Origin of the sequence: Sulfitobacter maritimus (genome assembly GCF_013346665.1) — a bacterium.
GTDB lineage: Bacteria > Pseudomonadota > Alphaproteobacteria > Rhodobacterales > Rhodobacteraceae > Sulfitobacter > Sulfitobacter maritimus.
Map to the genome: position 1 here is coordinate 128,013 of NZ_JABVBB010000037.1, position 23,398 is coordinate 151,410.

Annotated in this window: 21 protein-coding genes, 1 tRNA gene and 2 pseudogenes; 13 read left to right on the forward strand and 11 right to left on the reverse strand. The window is 60.8% G+C overall.

Annotated elements, in window-relative coordinates; translation table 11 throughout:
* Position 1 precedes the first annotated feature (1 nt).
* From ltnD to HTT03_RS14465, 6 genes are all read left to right on the forward strand, one after another.
* On the forward strand, positions 2-886 hold the full coding sequence (ltnD, locus tag HTT03_RS14440; RefSeq protein ID WP_174860485.1) for an L-threonate dehydrogenase: 885 nt from the start codon (positions 2-4) through the stop codon (positions 884-886).
* Positions 886-2,130, forward strand: a complete 1,245-nt coding sequence (gene otnK, locus HTT03_RS14445; RefSeq protein WP_174860486.1) for a 3-oxo-tetronate kinase — start codon at positions 886-888, stop codon at positions 2,128-2,130. Before ltnD ends, otnK begins: the two co-directional genes overlap by 1 nt.
* Entirely contained in the window at positions 2,127-2,771 is a 645-nt protein-coding gene (gene otnC / locus HTT03_RS14450) for a 3-oxo-tetronate 4-phosphate decarboxylase (RefSeq protein WP_174860487.1), read from the forward strand. The genes otnK and otnC overlap by 4 nt, the downstream gene beginning before the upstream one ends.
* A complete protein-coding gene (locus HTT03_RS14455; RefSeq protein ID WP_174860488.1) occupies positions 2,771-3,538 on the forward strand; it encodes a hydroxypyruvate isomerase family protein in 768 nt (255 codons plus the stop codon). Before otnC ends, HTT03_RS14455 begins: the two co-directional genes overlap by 1 nt.
* A gap of 580 nt (positions 3,539-4,118) precedes the next feature.
* On the forward strand, positions 4,119-4,388 hold the full coding sequence (locus tag HTT03_RS14460) for a spike base protein, RCAP_Rcc01079 family (protein WP_174860489.1): 270 nt from the start codon (positions 4,119-4,121) through the stop codon (positions 4,386-4,388).
* The gene (locus HTT03_RS14465) at positions 4,388-5,731 is read left to right on the forward strand and encodes a hypothetical protein (RefSeq protein WP_174860490.1); all 1,344 of its coding nucleotides are present in this window, start codon (positions 4,388-4,390) and stop codon (positions 5,729-5,731) included. The genes HTT03_RS14460 and HTT03_RS14465 overlap by 1 nt, the downstream gene beginning before the upstream one ends.
* On the opposite strand, the gene HTT03_RS14470 is transcribed toward HTT03_RS14465, so the two are convergent.
* From HTT03_RS14470 to HTT03_RS14490, 5 genes and pseudogenes are all read right to left on the reverse strand, one after another.
* Positions 5,629-6,792 carry a GumK N-terminal domain-containing glycosyltransferase gene (locus tag HTT03_RS14470; RefSeq protein ID WP_425506327.1) on the reverse strand — a complete coding sequence of 388 codons (1,164 nt, stop codon included), beginning with the start codon at positions 6,790-6,792 and terminating at the stop codon, positions 5,629-5,631. The two genes, HTT03_RS14465 and HTT03_RS14470, sit on opposite strands and share 103 nt — an antisense overlap.
* A 5-nt stretch (positions 6,793-6,797) precedes the next feature.
* Positions 6,798-8,120, reverse strand: coding sequence for an oligosaccharide flippase family protein (locus tag HTT03_RS14475; protein ID WP_174860492.1), 1,323 nt, complete (start codon positions 8,118-8,120; stop codon positions 6,798-6,800).
* A complete protein-coding gene (locus tag HTT03_RS14480; RefSeq protein WP_174860493.1) occupies positions 8,117-9,130 on the reverse strand; it encodes an acyltransferase family protein in 1,014 nt (337 codons plus the stop codon). Before HTT03_RS14480 ends, HTT03_RS14475 begins: the two co-directional genes overlap by 4 nt.
* Entirely contained in the window at positions 9,117-10,481 is a 1,365-nt protein-coding gene (locus tag HTT03_RS14485) for a hypothetical protein (RefSeq protein ID WP_174860494.1), read from the reverse strand. Before HTT03_RS14485 ends, HTT03_RS14480 begins: the two co-directional genes overlap by 14 nt.
* Positions 10,478-11,182, reverse strand: a pseudogene (locus tag HTT03_RS14490) (sulfotransferase family 2 domain-containing protein); the annotation flags it as partial. The pseudogene HTT03_RS14490 and the gene HTT03_RS14485, both read right to left, overlap by 4 nt.
* A gap of 166 nt (positions 11,183-11,348) precedes the next feature.
* On the opposite strand from HTT03_RS14490, the gene HTT03_RS14495 reads away from it, so the two are divergent.
* From HTT03_RS14495 to HTT03_RS14510, 4 genes are all read left to right on the forward strand, one after another.
* Positions 11,349-11,597 (forward strand): AbrB/MazE/SpoVT family DNA-binding domain-containing protein, encoded by a 249-nt coding sequence (locus HTT03_RS14495; protein ID WP_174860496.1) that lies wholly within the window; start codon positions 11,349-11,351, stop codon positions 11,595-11,597.
* Positions 11,594-12,007 carry a type II toxin-antitoxin system VapC family toxin gene (locus tag HTT03_RS14500; protein ID WP_174860497.1) on the forward strand — a complete coding sequence of 138 codons (414 nt, stop codon included), beginning with the start codon at positions 11,594-11,596 and terminating at the stop codon, positions 12,005-12,007. Before HTT03_RS14495 ends, HTT03_RS14500 begins: the two co-directional genes overlap by 4 nt.
* Before the next feature lie 91 nt (positions 12,008-12,098).
* Entirely contained in the window at positions 12,099-13,280 is a 1,182-nt protein-coding gene (locus HTT03_RS14505) for a glycosyltransferase (protein WP_174860498.1), read from the forward strand.
* Positions 13,277-14,413 (forward strand): glycosyltransferase family 4 protein, encoded by a 1,137-nt coding sequence (locus HTT03_RS14510; RefSeq protein ID WP_174860499.1) that lies wholly within the window; start codon positions 13,277-13,279, stop codon positions 14,411-14,413. The genes HTT03_RS14505 and HTT03_RS14510 overlap by 4 nt, the downstream gene beginning before the upstream one ends.
* Before the next feature lie 16 nt (positions 14,414-14,429).
* Here HTT03_RS14510 and HTT03_RS14515 read toward each other — a convergent pair whose 3' ends face one another.
* Entirely contained in the window at positions 14,430-15,155 is a 726-nt protein-coding gene (locus HTT03_RS14515; protein ID WP_174860500.1) for a metallophosphoesterase, read from the reverse strand.
* Positions 15,156-15,346: 191 nt separating this feature from the next.
* Here HTT03_RS14515 and HTT03_RS14520 point away from each other — a divergent pair.
* Positions 15,347-15,685 (forward strand): annotated as a pseudogene (locus HTT03_RS14520) (YjbH domain-containing protein); the annotation flags it as partial.
* A 65-nt stretch (positions 15,686-15,750) separates the two neighbouring features.
* On the opposite strand, the gene HTT03_RS14525 reads toward HTT03_RS14520, so the two are convergent.
* The 5 genes from HTT03_RS14525 to HTT03_RS14540 all read right to left on the reverse strand — a co-directional run bounded on the left by HTT03_RS14525 (position 15,751) and on the right by HTT03_RS14540 (position 20,376).
* On the reverse strand, positions 15,751-17,889 hold the full coding sequence (locus HTT03_RS14525) for a polysaccharide biosynthesis tyrosine autokinase (protein ID WP_174860501.1): 2,139 nt from the start codon (positions 17,887-17,889) through the stop codon (positions 15,751-15,753).
* Between the two features lie 189 nt (positions 17,890-18,078).
* On the reverse strand, positions 18,079-18,351 hold the full coding sequence (locus HTT03_RS18990; RefSeq protein WP_425506328.1) for a DUF6538 domain-containing protein: 273 nt from the start codon (positions 18,349-18,351) through the stop codon (positions 18,079-18,081).
* Positions 18,352-18,509: 158 nt separating this feature from the next.
* Positions 18,510-18,584: transfer RNA gene (locus HTT03_RS14530), tRNA-Gln, on the reverse strand.
* Between the two features lie 214 nt (positions 18,585-18,798).
* Complete coding sequence (locus tag HTT03_RS14535) at positions 18,799-19,791, reverse strand: NADPH:quinone reductase (RefSeq protein WP_174860502.1); 993 nt, start codon at positions 19,789-19,791, stop codon at positions 18,799-18,801.
* Positions 19,792-19,866: 75 nt separating this feature from the next.
* Entirely contained in the window at positions 19,867-20,376 is a 510-nt protein-coding gene (locus tag HTT03_RS14540) for an SH3 domain-containing protein (protein WP_174860503.1), read from the reverse strand.
* Between the two features lie 150 nt (positions 20,377-20,526).
* Between HTT03_RS14540 and HTT03_RS14545 the strand changes: the two genes are divergently transcribed.
* A complete protein-coding gene (locus tag HTT03_RS14545) occupies positions 20,527-21,513 on the forward strand; it encodes a 2-hydroxyacid dehydrogenase (protein WP_174860504.1) in 987 nt (328 codons plus the stop codon).
* Positions 21,514-21,621: 108 nt separating this feature from the next.
* The gene (gene ggt, locus HTT03_RS14550; protein WP_174860505.1) at positions 21,622-23,397 is read left to right on the forward strand and encodes a gamma-glutamyltransferase; all 1,776 of its coding nucleotides are present in this window, start codon (positions 21,622-21,624) and stop codon (positions 23,395-23,397) included.
* The last annotated feature ends 1 nt before the right edge of the window (position 23,398 follow it).

Genomic DNA, 23,398 nt, shown 5'->3' on the forward strand with positions numbered 1-23,398 from the left:
GATGTTGATTGATTTTGTGGGCCTCGGCTCAATGGGGCTGGGCATGGCGGTGAGCCTTGTCAAAGCGGGCCATACTGTGCGCGGCTTTGATCCGGCGGTGGCGCGGGTCGAAATGCTGATCGCTGCGGGCGGCGCTGCGTTCAAAGAGGACGACCAGCCAGCCGATGCGCTGGTCAGTGCGGTGCTCAACGCCGATCAAACGCGGGCGGTCTTGTTTGGAGAGCGGGGCGCGGCCAAGCGCCTTCGGCCCGGCGGGGTGATCCTGTCCTGTGCGACCGTCTCGCCCGCCTTCGCGGCAGAGATGGAGGCGCAGGCAGATGAAGCGGGCTTGCTCTACCTCGATGCGCCGATTTCGGGCGGCGCGATCAAGGCGGCTGCGGGGCAACTGTCGATCATGGCGGCAGGTCGTAGCGCGGCCTTTGACGCAGCAGCGCCGGTGTTGGATGCGATGGCAGAGACCGTTCATCGTTTGGGCGATCACGCAGGGCCGGGCTCGGCTATGAAAGCGGTGAACCAGTTGCTCGCTGGCGTTCACATCGCGGCGATGGGCGAAGCGCTGGCCTTCGGCGCATCCCAAGGGCTGACGCCTGCGCAGGTGGTTGATGTGGTCTCGGTCTCTGCCGGGACGTCGTGGATGTTTGAAAACCGCGCGCCTCATGTTGTAGAAGGCAACTATACGCCAAAGTCTAAGCTAGACATCTGGCTCAAAGACCTCGGTATCGTGACAGATATCGCTGCATCCGCAGACTTGCCGGTGCCGGTCTCCTCCAACGCGCTGGAACAATTTCGCGCCGCGTCAGAAGCAGGCTTGGGCGATGAGGACGACGCTGCCATCGCCAAATACTTCGCCCGCGCAGGCGGTGTTTCTTTGCCGGGAGATCGCTGATGTTGCTGGGCTGTATCGGGGACGACTTCACCGGGTCCAGCGACTTGGCCAATACCTTGGCCAAGGGCGGCATGCGCACGGTTCAATACAGCGGCGTGCCGGACCATCCGGCGGATGCCGACGTGCAGGCAGGTGTGGTCGCGCTCAAGACACGATCCATCCCCGCAGCGGATGCAGTAGCGCAATCGCTCAAGGCGCTCGACTGGTTGCGGGCGCAGGGGTGTGAGCAGATTTATTTCAAATACTGCTCGACCTTCGACAGCACGGCACAAGGCAACATCGGCCCTGTCGCCGAAGCCTTGGCCGATGCCTTGGATGCGCGCGCTGTGATCGTTTGTCCGGCTTTTCCGGGAACGGGGCGGTCGATCTATCAGGGGCATTTGTTCGTAAACGATGTCTTGCTGAACGAAAGCGGGATGCAGAACCACCCGCTAACACCAATGACCGACCCTGACATCAGACGGGTTTTGCAAGCGCAATCAACTGGCCCTGTGGGCCATGTCGGGGCAGCTACGGTGCTATCAGGGGCATCTGCCATTCGCGCCCGGCTTGACCAAGAGGCCGACGATGGCAAGCGGTTGATCGTTGTCGACGCATTGCAAGATGCAGACCTCATTGAGATCGGCCGCGCGGCCAAGGGGCTCAAACTCGTCACCGGGGGATCGGGCGCTGCCCTTGGCTTGCCTGCGAATTTTGACATCACGGCGCATGACCGGGCGCCATGGGCGGGGGCGAACGGAAAATGCGTCATCCTGTCGGGGTCTTGTTCCATCGCAACGCGGGGCCAGATCGCGCATCACAAGACGTCACACCCGTCGCTCGAAGTCAGCGCGGATATGCTGTTCGGGGCAGAGATCACCGCACAATCTGCTGCGGATTGGGCAATGCGTAGCGAAGGGTTGCCGCTGATATACAGTTCTGCCGATCCAGACCGGGTGGTCGCCGCACAAGACAAATACGGGCGCGAGGAAAGCGCCGAAAAATTCGAACAGTTCTTTGCCGAAGTCGCCCGGATTGTGACAGCAAACGGGGTCGGAAAATTGCTGACCGCGGGGGGGGAGACTTCGGGCGCTGTGGTCGAAGGGCTGGCTCTCACCCAACTTGAGATCGGGCCGGAGATTGATCCGGGTGTGCCTGCGTTGCGGGCCGGCGGGGGCCTCGTCTTGGCGTTGAAGTCAGGCAACTTCGGCAGCGTCGATTATTTCGAAAAAGCGGCCCGCATTCTGGATGGAACTTCACCATGACGACCGCACTGCGCGAACAGATATGTCTTTTGGCAAAGTCGATGTTTGACCGGGGTCTGACTGGAGGTAGCACGGGCAACATCTCTGCGAGGACCGACGACGGAGGTCTTTTGGTCTCGCCCACAGGTACCAGTTTCGGCAGGCTGGACCCGGCGCGGCTGTCGCATTTCGATGCCAGCTGCAGGCTGGTGGACGGCGACCCGCCGACCAAGGAAATGCCCCTGCACACGGCCTTTTATGACACGCGCAGCGCGGCTGGTGCCGTTGTGCATCTGCATTCGTGCCATTCTGTTGCATGGTCGATGATGCCAGATGTCGATCCCGACAACTTTCTGCCCCCCATGACGCCCTATGCGATTATGAAATTGGGCCGTGTCAAATTGCTGCCGTTCTATCGACCCGGCGATCCTGCGATGGGGGAGGCCGTGCGCGGCCTGGCGGGCAAGAGGTCTGCAGTGATGCTAGCCAATCATGGCCCCGTGGTTGCTGGCAAGGACATAGAGGCCGCCTGCAACGCCATAGAAGAGCTTGAAGACACGGCGCGCCTTGCGATGATGATGCACGGCATCCCGGCCCGCATGTTGGACGCGACGCAGGTGCGCGATCTCGTGACGCATTTTGATATTGAGTGGGACGATTGATGCAATTCTCCGCCAACTTGGGGTTCCTTTGGACAGAATTGCCCCTGCCAGAAGCAATCCGCGCGGCAAAAGCCGCTGGGTTCGATGCTGTCGAATGTCATTGGCCCTATGAGGTCGATAGCGCAGAGGTCAAAGCGGCTCTGGGCGAGACCGGGCTGACCATGCTTGGGCTCAACACCTCACGCGGCGACGTCGCTGCGGGCGACAACGGGTTGTCCGCCCTGCCAGACCGCACCGCCGAAGCCCGCGCCGCGATTGATCAAGCCATAGCCTATGCCCAAGACATTAATGCGCGAAATATCCATGTCATGGCCGGATTTTCGCAGGGTGCGGAGGCGCATGGGGTCTTTGTCGAAAATCTAAAATACGCCTGTGCTCGCGCGGCGCCCTTGGGCATCTCTATCTTGATCGAACCGCTCAACCACTATGACGCGCCTGGATATTTCCTGCAAACCACGGAGCAAGCGGCCGCGCTCATCGCCGAGGTCGGCGCGTCAAACCTCAGGCTTATGTTTGATTGCTACCACGTGCAATTGATGGAGGGCGATCTCAGCAACAAGCTGAGACAGTTGCAAACACAGATCGGCCATATCCAATTCGCCAGCGTTCCGGATCGGGGAGCGCCAGACCACGGCGAGATCAACTTTGACTATGTCTTTCGGGTGATTAAGGGGTTGGGTTTCGCCATGCCGCTTGGTGCGGAGTATAAGCCCCAAGGTGCTACTTGTGAGACGTTGCGCTGGTTGAAGAAAGCGCAGCAGATCTAGCAGCGTGGATAGTGCTGCTCGCATGGCGATCGGGTTTCAGGTCGAAATTTCGCATTTAAAACGCTCAGGCGTGACGGCGTGATCTTCCTACGCGGCAGAAGGGGCCGCTTTGCGTTCCGGTAAACCGGCGTTATGACCGGAGCTGAGGCTGTAGATCACTATCGGAGGAAAGTGTTGGCTGGGATGGTAGGAATCCTTGCATATCGTTGTTTTCAAGGGGCTTTTTCTCAAACTAAACTAGGACGAAAGGTGAAGCGGTTTGAATATGGGTGACTGAAACTGCTGACATTGCTAATGCCCGCCGCCACGATCAGTCTCGTACGGCGGCGGACTTCTACTGTGCCTAACCACATGGTCCACGGTAACAGTCGCGGCTACGATCAGCTGGCTTTGAAGCACTAGAACTCGGAAGCTTAGACGAAGTATGCGACCTATGGGGACGCATGCGAAGCCTCCCTTTACGTCGGAGCCGGTGGGGTTTCCCACGCGAACCCTCTGCCTTTTTCAGCGTACGCTGCCTTAGCGCCTCATTAGCACCTGCCTTCGATGCTGCATCTCTCAGTGTTTACAGGAGGCCGCGATGCCCATTCTCGACATTTTCCAAAATCACCATGATGGACTGACCGGTCCTATCAGCGGCGGCTTTGATATCTCGCCTCATGATGGGGCTGACCTTGTGCAGATGACGCGCGGCGTGATGGTGGCCTCTGGGGGTGATCTGGCGGTAATCCTCAGGAATGGGGATGCGCTCACCCTGCCGGGCCTTGCACCGGGCGTGATCTATCCGATCCGCGTCTCAAGGGTGCTTTCCACAGGGACAACGGCAACAGGCATCAAGGGGTTAATCTGATGTTGGGCGTCGGCTTGCAGGTGTTTGCGCCATACCGTAACCGGGTACCTATCGCTTTTCCGGCGGGGTTTAACTGGGATCGGACCCGCTTTGATTTCGATATTGAGCAGGTCGGCGGGATCTACCGCGCAGATGTGGCGCCGCGGGATTTGGTTGACCCCGCGATTTGGAACGGCGCGGCTTTCCATGTTGATGGCGTGACTGGAGATGATGGCAACAGTGGCTTGGGCGCGACGGATGGTGACTTTGCCAATGCCAAGCGGACCATTCACGCGGCCTTTGTGGCGGGCAATGCAACCGGTGCGGCCTACCGTGTTTTGGTGAAGCCCGGCACCTATGCCGAGGCGGCCTTTACCCGCAACGGAAAGGATGAACCAAACCAACCGGTCGCCGTGATCGGCTGGGGCGGCGCGGTGCGCTATCGCGCGGGGCCATTTTCGGTGGTCTGGAGCGATGCGGGCGGGACATTTACGGCGAGTGAGAGCTCCGTCCGACGGGTGTTTCGCTGCGACGTGCTAACCGAAGAGGGGCTTTATACCGAGTTGACTGAGGCCGCCGATGTGGCCAGTTGCAGCGCGACGGTGAACACCTGGGTGCATGACGGCACCCTGCTGCATGTCAACGTGGGCGGCACGCCGGGCGCCGAGGATATTGCGGTGATCCGGTCTTTTCACGGTGCGCGTTTCATGACCCATGACAAGGATTTCTACCTTGAGAATATCCATTGCGAGGGCGGGATCAGCGGGGCGTTGCATTTTGACGCGGTAGCTGCGCGCAACATCGTCGGGGTCAACTGTTCCTTCCGTTATTCGGCTCCGTCGAGCCCAACAGCCTTGCAGGATGCGGCGCGCGTGCGGCGGACCGATGGGCTGGTGGCCTTTTTTGAGTGCGACGCTTCGGGCGGGGCCAAGGACGGCTGGTCATTCCATGAGGACGGTACCGCGGGGATGCATGTGCTGTTGCAGGGCTGCACGGGTTGGGGAAATGGGTTCAGTACGGCGACGTCTTGCAATGGGTTCACCAGCCATGACGGGGTGCGGGCGATCCTGTTGGGGGGCGCATTTGGCCTGTCGCGGAACGGGACCGAGGTGCATGTGATCCAATCGACGGAGACCTGGGCGGCGGGGTGTCGGGCGGTGGCGCGGGATATTGATGGCACCTCGGTTGCGTTCAAATGCTCGAACGGCGCGCTAATGTGGTTGCAGGAATGTTCCGGCGATGCAGCGGGGCAAGCGGAAAACTATGCTTTGCAGGCGAACGCGGGCACAGTATTCACGCGCGGTTTTGTGGCTTTGTCGGGCGGGGTGGATGTGGCCTCTGGCGGCTCTGTAACGCCATTTTGAGCCAGTCTTTGAGCCAGTTCTTTCCAATCCGGTACGACCTCGGGGGCGCGTCTCCAAGTTTCGCAACGCTCCAGCGCGTTGGGACTATTGTACCCGATAATCGAGGGCAAGGTCGGGTGGCAGAGCCGATCTGGCCCGAGGGTCGGCAGCCCATGGTGGCGGTAGAGCAAGATGCGATTGGAGTTGGTCGACTGATACTCAACGCCCGGTTCATCGCGATAGGGGGCCAGGCCGATGTCGGCGTGGGCGATATGGGCCAGGGTGGTGTTGAAATCCTGCTCTCCATGCCACGCGATATTGCGCCGCGCGGGCGGCGTTTGGCGCAAACGACCGAGGACGTGGATTTGCCAGTTTGGGCGCAGGTCGGCCAAACGGATGAGAGCGGGGATATCCAGTAGCGTGGTGCCAGCGCAGACGGCAATGGGGCCGGGACGAGGCCTGGGATAAGGGTCATCCGTGCTGACCCTTATGTCTTGATGGGGGATGCCGATGGGGTCGATCGTGACATTCGCATGGTCTGCAAAACGCGCGGCGATATGGGGGCTGGCCGTGCTGATGCGGGTGAACGGGCGGTGATCCCGCTCGGAGCGAAGGAGGATATCCGGGGCGTTTAGCAGGCGGATGTCGTCTGAGACGCGGTAAATGCGGGCGGCCTGTGGGGCCTGTTCGGCGAGCAACGGCCCGAGCAGGACCGGCGGGCCGCTTTCGCATATGACGAGATCAGCACGCGACAGCGGCACGCGGAGGAGGCGGCTCCAGTGGTTGGTGAAGAGCTTGAAGGCAGGTTCTAGGAGCCTGTTGAGCGGGGCGCTTCGCGTCTTGACCGGGTGAATGGGCGGTAGGCTGTAGATCGACGTGAACTGCGGATCGTGGTGGTGAATGCCGTAATGCGGTGGGCTGTCGAGCGCGGTCAGGCGGACGTCACCAAACACTTTAGACAACCAGCTATAGCCGACCGTTACATGGGTCATGCGCCAGCCTTCGGCGCGGAGATGATGGGAAACCCAAAGCATGCTCGGGCGGCGTTTCTGAAAGGGGAAATGACCTGTCAGGAGAACCACGCGCTTCAAGTCACTATCCTTCGGTAGGGGATCAGCAGGAGCCCGCCGTAGAGAGCGCTTCCAAGGGTGAGTTGGACCGGGACGGGCAAGGGTGGGAGCAGGGCAAAGAGCGCGGCAACCGTAGCAGCGGCGCAGAGGGGCGCGATGAGGGGGGAAAGGGCTGCGAGCGAGAGGCCAAGGCGCGGCAGGGCGCGGGGGAGGAGCCATAGGGCGGTTAAGAGCGCCGCGAGGCTGATGGCGGCGGAGAGAGCGGTCGGGGATTGCCCGAAGGGGGTGAGGGCGCAGGTTAGGCCCACGAGAAGCAGCGCGCGGTGGAGCATCAGGCGGGTGTGGCCAGCAGCGATGAGGGCTTGATTGATCGGCATGAGCAGGGCCGATAGCAGACCAAACCCTGCGAGGGCGGTAAGGATCGGTATGGCCGCCTCTGCTGGGGAGGGGCCGATGAGCAGGGGCAGAGTGTGAGGGGCGGCAAGGAGGGTTGCGCTCCAGACCCAGAGGGAGAACGCGGCGGTGAGGCGGAGGTGGTCGGGCAGGGCGGCTGCTCTTTGGCGAACCGAGAGCCGGCGCAACTGGGGGAGGGCGAGGAAACGCAGAGGCGAGAGGGTCAGCGCTTCAATGAGACTGAGCATCCGGGCCGCGATTTGGAAAGCGCCGGCTGCAGGGAGGCCGAAGATGAGGGCGGTGAGGAGTTGCATGAGCGGGAAAAGGGCGGTGTTAAGGAGATCTCGGGCAGCGATTTCTATCACCAACCCGCTCAATAATCTCTGATACTGCCAGTTGGGACGGCTTTTCGGGCGCCATGCGGCCGAGTGCCATGACAGAGCCGTGGTTAGGGCAGCGTGACAGAGGGTGAAGCCCACCAATGCCCATGCGCCGCTCTCATTTGATAACAGCCAAAGGGCAAGGGATGCGGCGAGGGACTGGCTTATCATGGTGCGCAACGCGAGGGCGCGGAGGTGGAGGCGCTTGCGGAGGATGCCTTCGGAGACCGCACTGATGCCGTGGAGGAGGGGGACGGCGCTAAGGGCGATGAGCAGCGGGGCGTTGAAGACGAAGCCTATGCCCGCGAAGCAGCACGTCAGGGCCGTGCCGCTGCCGAGTGACAGGGCAAAGAGGGCGTCTTGGCGCAGTTGGCGGGGGGCGAGGATGATCACGCTTTCACCGATCCCGGCTTTGTGTAGTCCTTGGGTGAGACGGATGGGGGCGTAGGCGGTGGCGAAAGCGCCGATCTCGGCCAAGGTGAGGAAACGCGCGGCGATGAGGAAGAGGCCCGCGTTGATGCCGACGCGGGACCATTGCAGGGCGAAAGACCAAAACCGTGGGCTCATGCGGGGACGACCTTTTGGGATTGGCGGCTGCGCAAAAATGGGCGCTCTAAGAACAGATGGGTGAGGGTCCCAAGGCAGAGCGCAAAGAAGCAGGTCATGACGACATAGGCCCACGCGCCAAGTGGCGTTGCGGGGAGCAGCGGCAGGAGCAAAAGGGTCGCCGCGCGCAGGGCGAAGCGGTGCGATAGGTAGAAGGCGTAGGAAGCATCTCCGAGCAACTGTCCGGGGACTGCGCACTTGGGGCAGAAAAGCGTGGCTGCTGCGACGATCAGGGCGGCGGGGAGGCCGGCGGCGAGGAAGCGGGGCAGGGGCAGCGGATCAAGCACAACGAGGAGCGCGAAGCCGAAAGCTAGGGTCAGCGTGCAGAGGATCGGGTTGGGGCATGTCTTTCCGCTTTGCCAAAGGCGGGCGAGGGCGATGCCGAAGAGGAATTCGAGGATCAGGGGGTTTGTCCAAAAGACGACTTGCGGGAGGTGAAACTCGACCGTCAGCCCGAGCGTGGCGAGGACGAGTAGCAGGCCCGAAACTGTCACGAGCGGACGACGCAGCGCGAGGCAGAGGGCCATCACTGCATAGAAGAAGATTTCGTAATTGAGCGTCCAGCCCAGCGACAGCACGGGCGCGATGCGGCCATCGGGGCGGGCGTGGGGGAAAAAAGCGTAGGAACTGACAATCTGCACAAAATCGAGCGGGGTGTCTTTGACAGCGCCGGGAAGCAGCAGCAAGGCCGCGACCATGAGCGTGGTGAAGAAGTAGTAGAGTGGTGCGACGCGCAGCAAGCGCCGCCAGAGGAAAGATCGGGGGCGGCCAAGGTAACGCTGCGCGGAAAGGGTGATGACGAAACCGGAAACGACGAAGAAGATATCAACGCCTCGGGTCCACGGAACGGCGTCTCCGGGCAGGGGGAGGGCGAAGTAGTGTTCGGCCTCGGCCAAGACATGGCCGATCAACACCATTACGGCGGCGAGCCCGCGGAGGGCCTGGAGGCCAGGGAGTTTAGACGCCTTCATGCTGGGGCGTCTTTTCAGCAGGACCGTGTCTTTGGGACGTGAAGAGTATCATTTGGCGGACCAGAGTGTCAGGCAAAGGCGGGGGCTGCTTCTGTGGTTTTCGCCGGGAGCGAAACAGCGGGAGCACAGGTTGCGGCTGCAAGGCTGGCCGCTGCGTTGCCAATTTCAAAAGCCCTGCGATAAGAGCGAGTGAAAACAGCAGGTTCTGATGTGTGAAATAGACGGAATGGTTGGAAAACATAAGCGACGCGCCGATTTGCGCATAGGCCACGGCAAAACCAAGCGACTGCTGCGCCCGCAGGAAAATACGCCGGATCACAAAGCCGACGAGGGCAAGGAACAGCGCCCCCAGCAGCGGTCCGAAATCCACATAGGCGGCAGTCAGAAGCGGAAATTTGCCTCCGCCCAGCACAGCCTGTAGCGCCTCGGCGCGGGGGGCGAGGATACGGGCAAAATAACCGTCGGTGAAGGTGAGGAACATCACGCCCTCAAGGTTCAATGCGCCCCAAGTGTGTGGGATTTCGACAGCGAGCGGTGCAAAACCGTTCCACATGTCGTTCACAAGATAGAAGGCCAGCTTTTGCGTGCCTATGTCGAGGGTTGACCGGTCAATCATCGGATTGGTGATCGCCTCGCGGGCCATCCAGAGGCCGAGAAAGAGCGCCACGGCCAGCAAGCTCCAGATCCAGCCGATCAGGCGCCGCCGGATCAGGCAGGCGACGAGGTAACACGACAGGAGCAGTTGCAGCAGCAGCAGGCGTTGGCTCATGACAATCGGCAGCACGAAGAGCGCCAGCGTGTTGCCGATCAGGGTGGCGAGAAGCAGGCCACGGATTTGTCGGGGCAGGGGGCCGAGGCACAAGATCGCCGTCGCCAGACAGGCCGTGGCGGGCAGGGCGGCATAGAATAGGCGCATGCCGGTGAAAAGTTTGTTCTCTAGCAACAGGTCGCGGGTGGTCAGACTGTCGATATAGACGGAGGCCGCGAGGTTGATGAGGCCGCCGGCCTTGGTAGCTGCGGTCGCGATCCAAAGGGCGGTGACGCCAAGCAGCACGAGGTTAACAACGATTGTAAGATAGCCCGCGCGGACCAGCCTGATTTGCACCGTGCTAGGGCGGTTGCGGCGGCGCGAGAAATGCCCGGCCATATCGCCCACCGCATAGGCCAGCAGGGCCAACAGCACCCATGCCAGCCCGGTGGCAGTGAAAACAGAAAGGCTCAAATGTTCGCGGCGCATGAAGATTTGCACCAGATCGAGATGGTCAAGATAGGTGAGCGTAAGGGCAACGCCGGCACCCGAAAGGCTCCAACAGATAAGCAGCAGCGCAAGAGGGGAGAGCGCCCGTCTCATGCCGCAATGCCTGCGGTTTGAACCGCTTGGTAAACCGCGATGTCAGCTGCACAGAGTGCTTCGATCAGAGGGCGGAGGTCGGCGGGGATTTTCGTGGGCACGGGGGCCCCGTTGCGCCGCCAGCGCGGCAGGGGGGTGCCAATATGGCGCCGCAACTGATCCGCGAAAGTGCGGGGTTGAGACAGGTCACCAACGATGTCGAACCGGGCAAGCGCGGCACCTGCACGGGCGATCAGAGGGGTGGGGTCTTTGCCCGGCTGAAGGCTCTGACTTGCGAAATAAAAGCGGTATTGCGAGGCCAACCGCGCGGCATCAGGCGTGTCAAGGAAGGCCGCTAAAGTCGCTGGTCGCAATGGATCGGGGTGGCGGCGCTTTAAATAGTTATAATGCGATACGAACCGCGCCACCGGATCGCGCAGCAGCGTGACGAAACGATAGTGCCGCGCAGCGCCATCGTGGAGCTGCGGGTCATATTGCACATGGCCGGAGATCATCCGGGTGCCTTGGGCGACCAGTTCGTGCAGTTGCACCCGGCGGCGCGCGTAATCTGCCCGCAATCGAGGCGCGGCAGGCAGCGCGGGATCGCCGGGGTTTAGGTCAATCCCCGCTTGCGACAGAAAATAGCGCAACCGCAGCGCCGCGCCAAAGCTGGAGCCGCCGCACTTCGGAACGTGGATGTAGATGATCCGGGGCATGGGGCGTCCTTCGGCTGGGCGAGCGGTGCCGCGTTAGGGGTTTAGAAAGGATTGCAGCGGTTTGGTTAACGCGCGCTTAACGGCGGTGAGATGCGGCGCGTGCAGCGCTATCTTGAAAATTGGCGGGGGAAGTAATACCTTCAATTAGGCATTCCTTACTGAGGCGATTCCGATGCAGACCACCGTGACATCCAAGGGCCAAGTCACCATCCCCAAGGCCGTGCGTGACCTATTGGGTCTGCATGCGGGCAGCAAAGTCAGCTTCCGCCGGACCGATGATGGGCGGGTGGAGCTTGTCCCGCAGGAAGAGGGGCCTGCCAAGAGCAGCTTTGCCCAGTTTCGCGGCCATGCGGGGGCTGGAATGGATACCGCCGCGATTATGGCGCTGACCCGAGATTTGCCAGCGGAGCCAGATGCTTGACGCTGGTTGATACCAATGTGCTGCTGGATTTGGTCACCGACGATCCGCAGTTTGCGGACTGGTCGATTGCGCAACTCGAAGCCGCCTCGTTGGTCGGTCCGCTGCTGATTGATGATGTGATCTATGCGGAACTGTCGGTGCGTTATGAGAGCAAGGAACAGCTTGATACCTTCATCGATGGCATCGGGTTGAAGCGCGAGCCTATTCCAGATGCGGCGCTGTTTCTCGCCGCGAAAGTCTTTCGCACATATCGCAAGGCGGGCGGTACGCGCAGCGGTGTTTTGCCCGATTTCTTTATCGGCGCCCATGCTGCAGTGCGGGCCGTGCCGCTGCTAACCCGCGATCAGGGGCGTTACCGAAGCTACTATCCGACCGTCGAGCTGATCGCGCCGGTTAAAGATAAATTATAAGAAAATCGCGTCTGTTAAGCATCTGGTAAGACCTTAAGCGCGAAGTTGGCGGTGTCGAACTGGGTGGGAGCCTGAGTTTCGAGGGCTGCCGATGCATATTGTTCACCTGCTCACCCGCCTTTTGCGGGCCGGATCCGAAGAGAATACGCTTGAGACCTGTCGTTGGCAGATTGCACAGGGACATAGGGTGTCCCTCATCCACGGGGCCGCGCCGGACCCCTATTGGCAAGATCATCTGCCAAGCGGCCTTCATCGGATCGCCCTGCCAGAAATGGTGCATCCGGTCCATCCGCTCCAAGACATGCGGGCCATCCTGCGCCTGCGCCAGCTTTACCGCGCGATGCAGCCAGATGTGATCCATACCCATCAAAGCAAAGCGGGTGTTCTTGGCCGTCTTGCTGCACGGGCTGTACCGGAGGCGGTGGTGGCACATGGGGTTCACATCATCCCATTCGAAGGGGTTACCCCGGCCAAACGCGCGCTTTACCTCGCCGCAGAGCGGTTGGCCGCGCGACAGACGGATGTGTTTATTGGCGTTTCCGAAGCGGTGGGCCGGGCCTATGTCAGCGCGGGGATCGCCCGACGGGGGCGGGTGCATTGTGTCCGCTCGGGCATGGACATCGCACGCTTTCGCAGACCCGCGCTGCCAGCCGATTGGCGTGACCTGTTAGGGGTGACGGGCGGAAATGCGCGTCCGCGCGTGGTGCTGATGATGGCGGCTTTCGAACGGCGCAAACGTCACGTGCCATTCCTGCGCGCCTTTGCGCGGGTGGCGGATACGCTGCCGGATCTGAAGCTGCTTTTGGCTGGCGCCGGACCAGAAGAGACGCGTGTGCGCGCAGAGGTGGCGCGTCTGGGACTACAGGACAAAGTCGTCTTTTGCGGTCATCGGCCTGATCCGGAGGCCCTGTTCGCACTTGCCGATCTGTCAATACTCACCTCCGCGCGGGAAGGTCTGCCACGCGTTGCCGTGCAATCTATGGCGGCGGGTTGTCCGATGGTGGTGCAGGACCTGCCGGGGATTGATGAGATTATCGACCATGGACGTAACGGTTTGGTCGCGGATGGCGGCGATATGGACGATGCGGTGCGGCTGATGTCGGATTTGTTGTATGACGACCAGCGCTTAAATCGCCTGCGGAAGGGCGCGCTTACTACGGACGTAAGTGCTTGGGCGCTTGATGCGCTTGGCCGCCGTACAACCGCGCTCTACGGCTTGCCGGTCCGCCGATCGCGTTTTGCGGGGGCGAGTCACGAATTGGAACTGGCATGACGATTTATGTAAATGGTCGGTTTCTGACGCAGCCTCTCTCTGGCGTTCAGCGTTACGCCCACGAGATACTGGGGGCGTTGGATCAAAAGCTTTGTCAGTCGCCTCATCTGACTGAACGGCTCGGTCCTATAGAGGTGTTGGTGCCAGAGCAGGTCGAGGCGCCCGATTGGCAAATGCTGCGCCTGCGCCATGTGCCGGGCGGGGGCGGGCACCTGTGGGAGCAGGGTGCGCTGTGGCGGGCCAGCCGAGACGGCGTTCTGATCAGCCTCGGCAATAGCGGCCCTTTGATGCACCGCGCCCATGTGTTGTGCTTGCACGACGCTAACCTGTGGGAGATTCCGGAAGCCTATGCCCTGCGGTACCGTCTGTGGCACCGCTTCCTGCGCCCCCGCCTTGCCCGCCGGGCGGCGGCGCTGCTTACGGTAAGCCGACATTCGGCCAAGGCGCTCGCGCGAAGGTTAAAGGTTGCCGAAGACCGCTTTCGCATCCTGCCCAATAGCGCAGACCATATGCTGCGCTTGCCGCCCGCGCCCGATGTTCCGGCACGCTATGGGTTGACGCGGGGCGGCTACCTGTTGAGTGTTGGCAACCACAGCCCCAACAAGAACCTGCGGGCGTTGATCGCCGCGCATGCCGCCTGCGGGGCGGAGGTGCCGCCGTTGGCGCTTGTCGGAGGTGACGTGCCGGGCCTTGTCGCCGAGGCGGCAGGCAGAAATGGCCGGGTCACCGCGCTCGGTCGGGTGCCGGACCGTGATCTGCGCGGGCTCTATGAGGGGGCGGCCGGGTTTGTCTTTGCGGCATTGCACGAGGGCTTTGGAATCCCGCCGCTTGAAGCGATGCGGCTAAACGTTCCGGTGGTCTGCGCGCGCAGCGGGGCGATGCCGGAAGTTCTGGGGGACGCACCGCTTTGGTTTGATCCGCGAGATGTTGATGATCTGGCGCGCGTGCTAAGGTATTTTGCGGAGATGAGCGGCGAGCAGGTGACAAGTATGATTGGCCGTGGGTATGCGGTCGCTGAGAAGCATTGTTGGCGGGAGAGTGCCGCGGAACTTGCAGCAATGCTCGTCACCGCCCTTGAAACGTTAGCCCTGCGGCAATCTGCGCTTCCGGTTTCATCTGAGCTTCGAGCCTAATACCGTGGCGCGGTTATTAGACGGTTTTGAAATTAGCCTGCCCGTCGGTTACCCATGCAGCCGTCAATCGGCCCGTTGCATAGGCGCCGGTGTCAATCGATATACGCCCTTGATCCGCGATAGGTGTGTCAACGATGGTGTGACCGTGCAGCACCCAGATACCGTCTTGTCGGGGGTGTTTGCCAAACTCTGCATGACCCCAGTGCAGCGTTTCGGGTGTCTGCTCTTCTATCGAAACATTCGGATCTGCGCCCGCATGGGCCACCACGACGTTTCCCGACCGCCACAGGGTCGGGCGACTGCGGAGCCATTGGATTAATTCCTCTCCCATCGCAGCTTTGAGTTTATCTGCGAGGGCGTCCAATCCCGCCCCGCTTGTCCCCTCGCTGGCACCTGCCACGTCGAAGCTGGCCAAGGTTTGCAGCCCGCCATAGCGCAGCCAACGCGGCCCATGTTTCTGCGGATGATCCAAAAAATTGAGCATCATTTCTTCATGGTTGCCGGAAATGCAAACCACGTCTGGACGCGCTTGCAACATGCGCAGAGCCTCGGCGCTCTCATCGCCGCGGTCAACATAATCTCCGACGCAAACGATTTGCACATCGGTCATGCTATCAAGCGCGCGTGCCAGCAGATCCGCCCGACCGTGAATGTCACCAAGCGCCACAAAGGCCGCATCCGGCGCGATCGGCGGGAAGGGCGTTTTCGGTGCGAATAGCCCCTTGATCCAATTGCCAAGCATATATGATGTGTCGTCCTTTAGGGTGTTGCAACAGGACCGCCGTGCAGGCCTATTTTTTAGGCGGTTTGCTGGCCATTGTGAAGTCTCCGCAGGGGTCTGCTAAGTGGTCTTGAGAAGTTTAAGTTTTTATCTCCATGCGTTTTAGCAAGTTAATTGGTTGTGTCGCTTTGCTGGCATTGGGGTCTGATGGTATTGCTGGCGGGTATCTGGAGAATATGTACGGCGGTGTGTCGGGCGAGTTGCTTTGGTATCCTGTCGCCAGCCGCTTCGCGCTTGGGGTTGAGGTTAACCACGCCAAACAGCGGGATTTCGATATGCTGTTCGGCTTTCAAGACTACGATGTCGTGACCGGCCATGCCTCGGCTTACTATGACCTTGGCAACGGGCTTACCACGCAGGTGGATGTGGGCCGCTATCTGGCGAAAGACTGAGGTGCGACCTTTGGGTTGGACCGAGAGTTCAACAACGGTTTCAAGATCGGCGGGTATTTCACACTTACAGACGTAAGCTTTGACGACTTCGGTGAGGGGATCACATTGCCACGTGGCGCGACAAACCTGATCGCAAATAAAAAACGGGGCCAAAGCCCTATCCTTTAATTCGTATAGTACTTCGCGCCATACCCCGAATAGGCCCCATAGGTCCCGTCATATCCGTAGCGTTTCATCCCCTTCGGGCTGATTTGGCTTAGAACAAGGCCAGTGACCCGCTGGCCCGAGTTATGGAACATGCGCAGAGATTCTTCGACCTGGGTTTTGCTCGTCTTATCCCAATGCACCGTAAAGATAATCGCGTCCGCCTGATCGGCGATGATACGGGCGTCGGGGACCACAAGCACCGGCGGCGTATCGATAATCACCATATCATAGGCAGCGCGGGCTTCTTCGATCAGTGCGCGGAACCGGTCGGAGGCGAATAGGTCCGCGGCGTTGATGCTCGACTTTTCGCCACCCAAGATATCAGCGCCGAAACCCGACGTTCGATGCACGGCCTCCTCCAGCGTCAACTCGCCGCTCAGAACCGAAACAATGCCTTTGTCGGGCATGTCTTTAAAATACTGATGCAACGTCCGCCGGCGAATATCACCCTCGACCAAGAGCACACGCTTGCCCAAACCCAACAGGTTCTGTGCCAGTGCAAGGGAGTTGGTAGTTTTACCCTCACCCGGTACGGAGGAGGTCGAAATAACAACCTTTGGCGGATTGTCGACATTGGACAACCTGAGCGAGGTACGCGGGTTCCGCACTGCTTCAGCCGCCGCCGAGGTCGGTTTGTCGGAAAGATATTGCAAAACCTTCGCCCGTGAAGCCGCTGGCATTGCCGGGATCTGACCCAGAACCGTGTAGCCTGTGGTGCTCTCAAGCTCCCGTGCCGTGCGGAAGCTGTTGTTGCGCATTTCGCGCAACAGAATGAGGCCGGCGCTTAACATCAGCCCAAGGATCGCTGACATCGCCAGGATGAGGGATTTGCGCGGCGCGGATGGCGCGTTCGGCACCACGGCATCAGACAAGATACGGCTGTCAGCTTGCTGGATCCCCCGCTGGGCTGATGTTTCGTTCAACCGCGATAGAAAGTATTCGTAGAGCACGCGCGTTGCTTCTGCTTCGCGAGTGAGCTGTTGTAACGTGATCAGGTCTTCGTTCTGGCGGGAGACTTGACCGCTCAACACAGTTTCAGAGGCCTGCAAAGCGGCAAGCTGTTGGTCGGCCCGCGCCAAATCTTGTCGGCTACGCTGCAAAACGATTTGAAACCGCGTGTCGAAGGCCTCAGCGATTTCGGGATCGTTTTCCACATGCGACAGGAAACGTTCAAGCTGGGCGTCATTTGAAACCTCCACCTGTTCCGCGCGCGTCGTTGCAGCCTCCAACGCTTCGATACGGCTGGCCTGCGCATTGCGGTTGACCTGTGCTGTAGCAATGCGATCGCGGAAATCCTTAATCTGTCGCTCAAGTGCGCGCAGCGCTTCCACAGATACCAGTTCCGTGGCCGCGCTGAATTCAGATGCTTTGGCCTCAGCCTCTTCAAGCTTAGATTGCAGTGCCGACACCCGTTCACTCAGCCACAGGGTCGCCTGTTCGGTCGCCTCGAACTTCACTTCGATTTGGTTGAGGATATAGAGGTCAGCGATGGTATCTGCGATCAGCGCCGACTTGCGGGCATCCTCGGTCTCAACGGTAACTTGAAAAACGAGGCTGAGCGGCACGTTGTGAACTGTCACCGCCTCAAGCAGTTTAGAGATCACCGCATCGCGAATGCGCTGTGCTTCCTGTTCTGGCGGAAGCTCCACCGCTAGCGCCCCAAGACCGATCATCGATTTGATCCGGCTTACCAACCCTTCCGGCTGCAGTTCGGTGTTGAATTCAGGGTCCGTTGTGAGGTCAAGGCGGTCCACCACTTCACGCATCAGACTCCGCGCGCGAAGCACTTCTACTTCGGAGTTAACCTCAGAAGTATCGCCAGAAAGCCCCCCAACAACGCTTTGGAGATCGACAATCTGATCTTGTTTTGTCTTAAGAATCACCACAGCGGTCGAACGATAGAGCGGAGTCGCAACGATATAGGCGTAATAGCCGCCGATCAGCAGCGCGACGAGCACACCAAGGCCAATCAGCCATTTCTCACGCCAAAGCGTCGAAAACAAAGCGCCAAGATCGGTGACATTTTCGTCTGCGGAGGCCGCTGTAGAGGGTACCTGATGCCCGGGGTCTCGCCCTATGGTGCGTGAAATTTCCATAATAACAAAACCTTGAAACAATATACCTGCTAAGCACTCCGCCGCAGTGCAGCGCCTAATTCGGCCACCCGGCCATGTGATCCAACAATCTCAGGCAACTAAGGTCCTTTCCTTAACACTCTGACGTGTGATTGTCGGAGTGTATTCAACGTATAAGCGACTTGTGTGATACCGGAAACAGATTTATTTCTACGCTATTATACCAATCATAAATTTGTTGACGGCTGCAGCCATACCCTTGACCATCCGCATGCGATGCACCGATGCCACGCAACGGGCGAGCTCAGCCTTGAAAAAGGCGACACATCTGCTGGTCAGTTGCACGCATAACCTAGTCGCTGCCGAGTGATCCGTCGTCCCCAAGGAGAACATCACGGGCATATTATATGTGGAAAACTGGGGGATCCGCCGGCGGAAGTAGAATCGCCCGCTTCTTGTGCAGAGGTAGGGAATAGTGACTATGACGACCGCTTTTCGAGTCGGTCATCGCCCCGAATGGCGTAGCGGACTACCCGCGCGGTCTGTGCGACCACGTGTATAAACGCCGGTGTAACCTACTTTTCAGCCCTACTGAGCTGATGAAGCCAAGTCTCTGAAACATTCTGGATTTTCGGATGTATTGGCTGGGATGGTAGGATTCGAACCTACGGTACACTGTACCAAAAACAGTTGCCTTACCACTTGGCTACATCCCAACACAGGGCGCTAACTAAAGTCCTCTGGCGCGGTGTGCAAGACCGTTTTTTAAAATTTAGCGTATTCTTTGCATCCGACAAAGCAGGGCCGCGCGCGGATGGGCAATTCGGCGGCTTTTTGCGAGCGGACAGGGGGGTAAATCCCCGTGTCTCTTAACCGCCGCGCGTTTTGAATGGCGCGTCCGAGCCGAGGCGCCAGCCTGCCGAAAAATCATTATCCCTGACAGTCGAGCAGAACCGCGCCGTTGCGTTGGCCTGCTTCGACTCGTTCATGCGCCTGTGCGGCTTCTGACAGCGGCAGGATGCGGTCGACGGGGCAGTGAAGAGCGCCGTCTTCGAGCGCGTGATGCAGCCTTGTGATGGTCTGCTCACGTGGTCCCGCGGGCAGCAGGTAGATCAGCAGGATGTCGATTGTCACCGCTTTGAACAAAAGCGGATAGAACGGCAGGGTGGGGGTCATCTCGCGTGCGGAGCCATAGGCGGCAATGCGGCCATTGGGGGCGATGCAATGGGTGTCAGTGTCGATGTTCAGGCCGAATTCCGTTTCGACGATGGTCTCCACCGGCTTGCCATGATTGGCGTCCAAAACCTGTTGCGCCAGATCGGGGGCGGTATAGTCCAGCACCGCATCCGCGCCGCAGTCGCGCAGCAAAGCAAAGTCGCGTGGGCTGGCGGTGGCGATCACCCGCGCGCCGCCCCATTTCGCCAGTTGCACGGCAAGATAACCCACGGTGCCAGCGCCACCCTGCACCAATACAGTCTCACCAGCCACCGCACCGGCACCAAAGACCGCATGACAGGCGGTGAGACCGGGTATGCCCAGTTGCGCACCGGTTTCAAAGGACACGTCCTTGGGCAGCGGTACGGCCTGATGGGCCGGCAGGGTGATATGTGTGGCGGCGGTGCCAAAGGCCCGTTGCCATTGCCCGTTCCAGATCCAGACTTTCTGTCCAATGCGGCTGGGATCGACGCCTGCGCCCACGGCGGTGATCTCACCCGCGCCGTCGCTATGGGGAATCACTTGGGCAAAGGGCGGCTTGGTCACGCCAGGGCGGCTGCCGGCTCGCGCTTTGACATCCGAAGGGTTCACGCCGGAATAACGCAGCGTCACACAAACCTCACCGGGCTGGGGGGCCGGGGTTTCGAGTTCTGTCAGGCGCAGCACATCTGCGGCGGCGCCGAATCTGTCATAGGTGATCGCGTGCATGTGGGTCTCCCGGGCTTGCTGACTGCTTTGGTGGCAGAGTGGCGCAAGCGGGCGGACCTTGCAATCGAGCGTGGCCTAGTCGCGCAGTTCTTCGGCCTCAACGCCCCACAGCCGAACCTTGGGCGCCCAACCGGCGTAGCCACCCGAGCGCAGTTCGCACCATTCCAACGTACATTCGCCAAGCCGTGCCACCACGCCCAGTTCCAACCGCGCCACAACAGGGGCTTTGGGGTCAGGTTTGCTATGCAGCGGCAGCATGTCTTGCTCAACCAAAACGGTGCGCACGCCGGAGAGAAGGGAGTAATGCACCCAGCCGCCCATGCCGTCGCGGTCCTCGACCCGGCGCCAGTGGCCGTGTTCGGCGGTGATGCGCAGGGGCAGGTCGCGGCGTTTGTAGACCCAGTCGATCCGGTGCGACAGCGAGGGGCCGCGGCGAACGTTCCCCTCGGAGGCTTTCATCGACACGAAACGCGGCAGCGGCAGATTGGTCACCTGCCCACGCTTTTCGCCAGCGCTGAGCGGCGCGGCGGGGGCCAAAAGCAGCATGCCCAGTATCAGGGCGCTGCGGAGGAAAGCGGTTCTCATGGGGCTGCCTGCAAGTCGGATCATTGCGGTGGTTGTCTGTGCAATTCTGCGGGGTCGTTGCTCTTTTTGCCGTGCGAGTTCTTGTGCCTCGTCGCTGCATGGGACACCATGCCCCTGAATTGAGGCGACGCCAAGACCGGGAGAGCAGGCATGTCAAAGAAGCGGTTGAGTGTTGTAGTGACGCGACGGTTGCCGGAGGCGGTGGAGACACGCCTGTCGGAACTGTTCGACGTCACCCTACGAGAAGACGACCGCCCCATGACCCGAGAGGAATTGGGCGCGGCGATGCGGCAGGCGGATGTGCTGGTCCCGACGATTACCGATGACATCGACGCTGCGTTGATCACGCAGGCTGGCGAGCGGTTAAAGCTGATTGCCAACTACGGCGCCGGGGTTGATCACATTGACGTGGCCACGGCGCGGCAGCGCGGGGTGCTGGTGTCCAACACGCCCGGCGTGTTGACCGATGATACCGCCGATATGACCATGGCGCTGATTCTTGCCGTGACCCGCCGCATGCCCGAGGGTATGGCGGTGATGCAGTCGGGCAATTGGGACGGCTGGGCGCCGACGGCGCTGCTTGGCGGGCGCGTCGGGGGGCGGCGTTTGGGTATTTTGGGCATGGGCCGTATTGGTCAGGCCGTGGCCCGCCGGGCGCGGGCCTTTGGTATGCAGGTGCATTACCACAACCGCAAACGTCTGCGCGAAGAGGTCGAGGGCGCGTTGGAGGCGACCTATTGGGACAGTCTGGACCAGATGGTCAGTCGCATGGATGTGATCAGCGTCAACTGTCCGCATACGCCCAGCACCTTCCATCTGATGAATGCGCGGCGTCTTGGGCTGATGAAGCCGGATGCTGTGATCGTGAACACATCGCGGGGCGAGGTGATTGATGAAAACGCGCTTACGCGGATGCTGCGGGCGGGCGACATCAAAGGCGCAGGGCTGGATGTGTATGAGCATGGGCGCGAAATCAACCCGCGTCTGCGTGAGCTCAAGAATGTTGTGCTGTTGCCGCATATGGGGTCGGCCACGCTCGAAGGCCGGATCGAGATGGGCGAGAAAGTCCTGATCAACATCAAGACCTTTGACGACGGGCATCGCCCGCCAGATCAGGTCGTGCCATCGATGTTGTAACGGTCCGGCAGTATTGCGGCGCGTCTGTGCCGCCGAGGTTCTATTGGGGGTTGAGGGGCGCGCTTCTCATCCTTCCCGAATATGTACTGTCAGAAACAGGGGGATCCGATGCGTTTCATTGCGATAATTTGCGGGGTGTTGTTGGGCGGAGCGGCCACAGCACAGCAAGCAGCAGATGCGGTGGCCCCCGAAGCCGCAAGCGCAGGGCGGTTTGAGGCCATTTCACCTCCGGTCGCGGCGGCGCTTGAAGCCAAGGCAGCCGGGCGCCCTGTTAAAGCGCAGAAATGGATGGTTGCAGCCGCCAATCCCCATGCCGTGCAGGCCGGGGCCGATGTGCTGGCGCGGGGCGGCACGGCGGCGGATGCTTTGGTAGCGGTTCAGGCGATGTTGGGGCTGGTTGAGCCGCAGTCCTCTGGCCTTGGCGGCGGTGCCTTTCTGGTTTGGTATGACGCCGCCACTGGCAAGGTCACAACATTGGATGGACGCGAAACCGCGCCGCTGGCTGCAACGCCGCGCCTGTTTCAGGATGCAGATGGGGAGCCGCTGAAGTTCTTTGACGCCGTCGTGGGCGGGCTTTCCGTCGGCACGCCCGGCACGCCAGCTTTGATGGCGGAGGTCCATGCCCGCTGGGGCAATCAGGACTGGCAATCACTTTTGACCCCAGCCGCAGAGCTTGCAGAGGCTGGGTTCCCGGTATCTCCGCGTCTGGCGGAATTGGTTGCTGGAGATGTGGAGCGTTTGTCTCGGGCTGCGGATACGGCGGCCTATTTCCTGCCGGAGGGCGCGCCGATTGCAGCGGCGGCAGTGCTGCGCAACCCCGCCTATGCCAACACCCTACGCGCCTTTGCCAAGGAGGGCGCCGCTGCCTTCTACGGCGGGGAGATTGGCAAGCAGATCGTGGCGGCTGTGCAGGGGGCGTCGCAGCCGGGCGTGTTATCTGAGATGGATCTGGCAATTTACCGCGTCAAAGAGCGTGCGCCAGTCTGCGCGCCTTACCGGGGGCATGAGGTCTGCGGTATGGGGCCACCGTCTTCGGGCGCTGTTGCGGTGGGGCAAATCTTGGGGATGTTGGAGCGGTTTGATCTGGCAGCCGGGCCGCAGGATGCGGAGGTATTGCGTCTGATCGGTGACGCCTCGCGGCTCGCCTTTGCTGATCGCGGGCGCTATCTGGCGGACAGCGACTTTGTCCCTGTTCCGGTCAAAGGGTTGTTGGATCGCGCGTATCTGAAAAGCCGCTCTGACTTGCTTACAGGCGATGATGCGCTGCCCGAGGTGGCGCCGGGTGCGCCCGCCTTTGACCATGCGCTGAACTGGGCGGATGATCAGTCGATTGAACTGCCTTCAACCTCGCATGTCTCGATCGTGGATCCGATGGGCAATGTGGCCAGCATGACGACCACCATCGAAAACGGCTTTGGCAGCCGGGTCATGGCGGCGGGATTCTTGCTCAACAACGAGCTTACCGATTTCTCCTTTCGCAGCCATGTGGATGGGGTGCCGGTGGCCAACCGGGTAGAGCCCGGCAAACGGCCCCGTTCCTCTATGGCGCCGACCATCGTGCTAAAGGATGGTGCGCCTGTCTTGGCTGTGGGCAGTCCCGGTGGCAGCCGGATTATTGGCTATGTCGCCGGCGCGATTATCGCGCATCTCGATTGGGGGATGGACGTGCAGCAGGCAGTGGCCGCGCCCCATGCGGTGAACCGGTTTGGCACTTTTGATTTGGAAGAAGGCAGCGCGATAGAGCCGATGGCCGGGCCGCTGCAAGAGCTGGGGTTTGAGACCAATCTGCGGGCACTCACCTCGGGGCTGCATATGGTTGCGATTGGCGAAAATCTAAGCGGCGGGGCCGACCCGCGCCGCGAGGGGATCGCGTTGGGAGATTGAA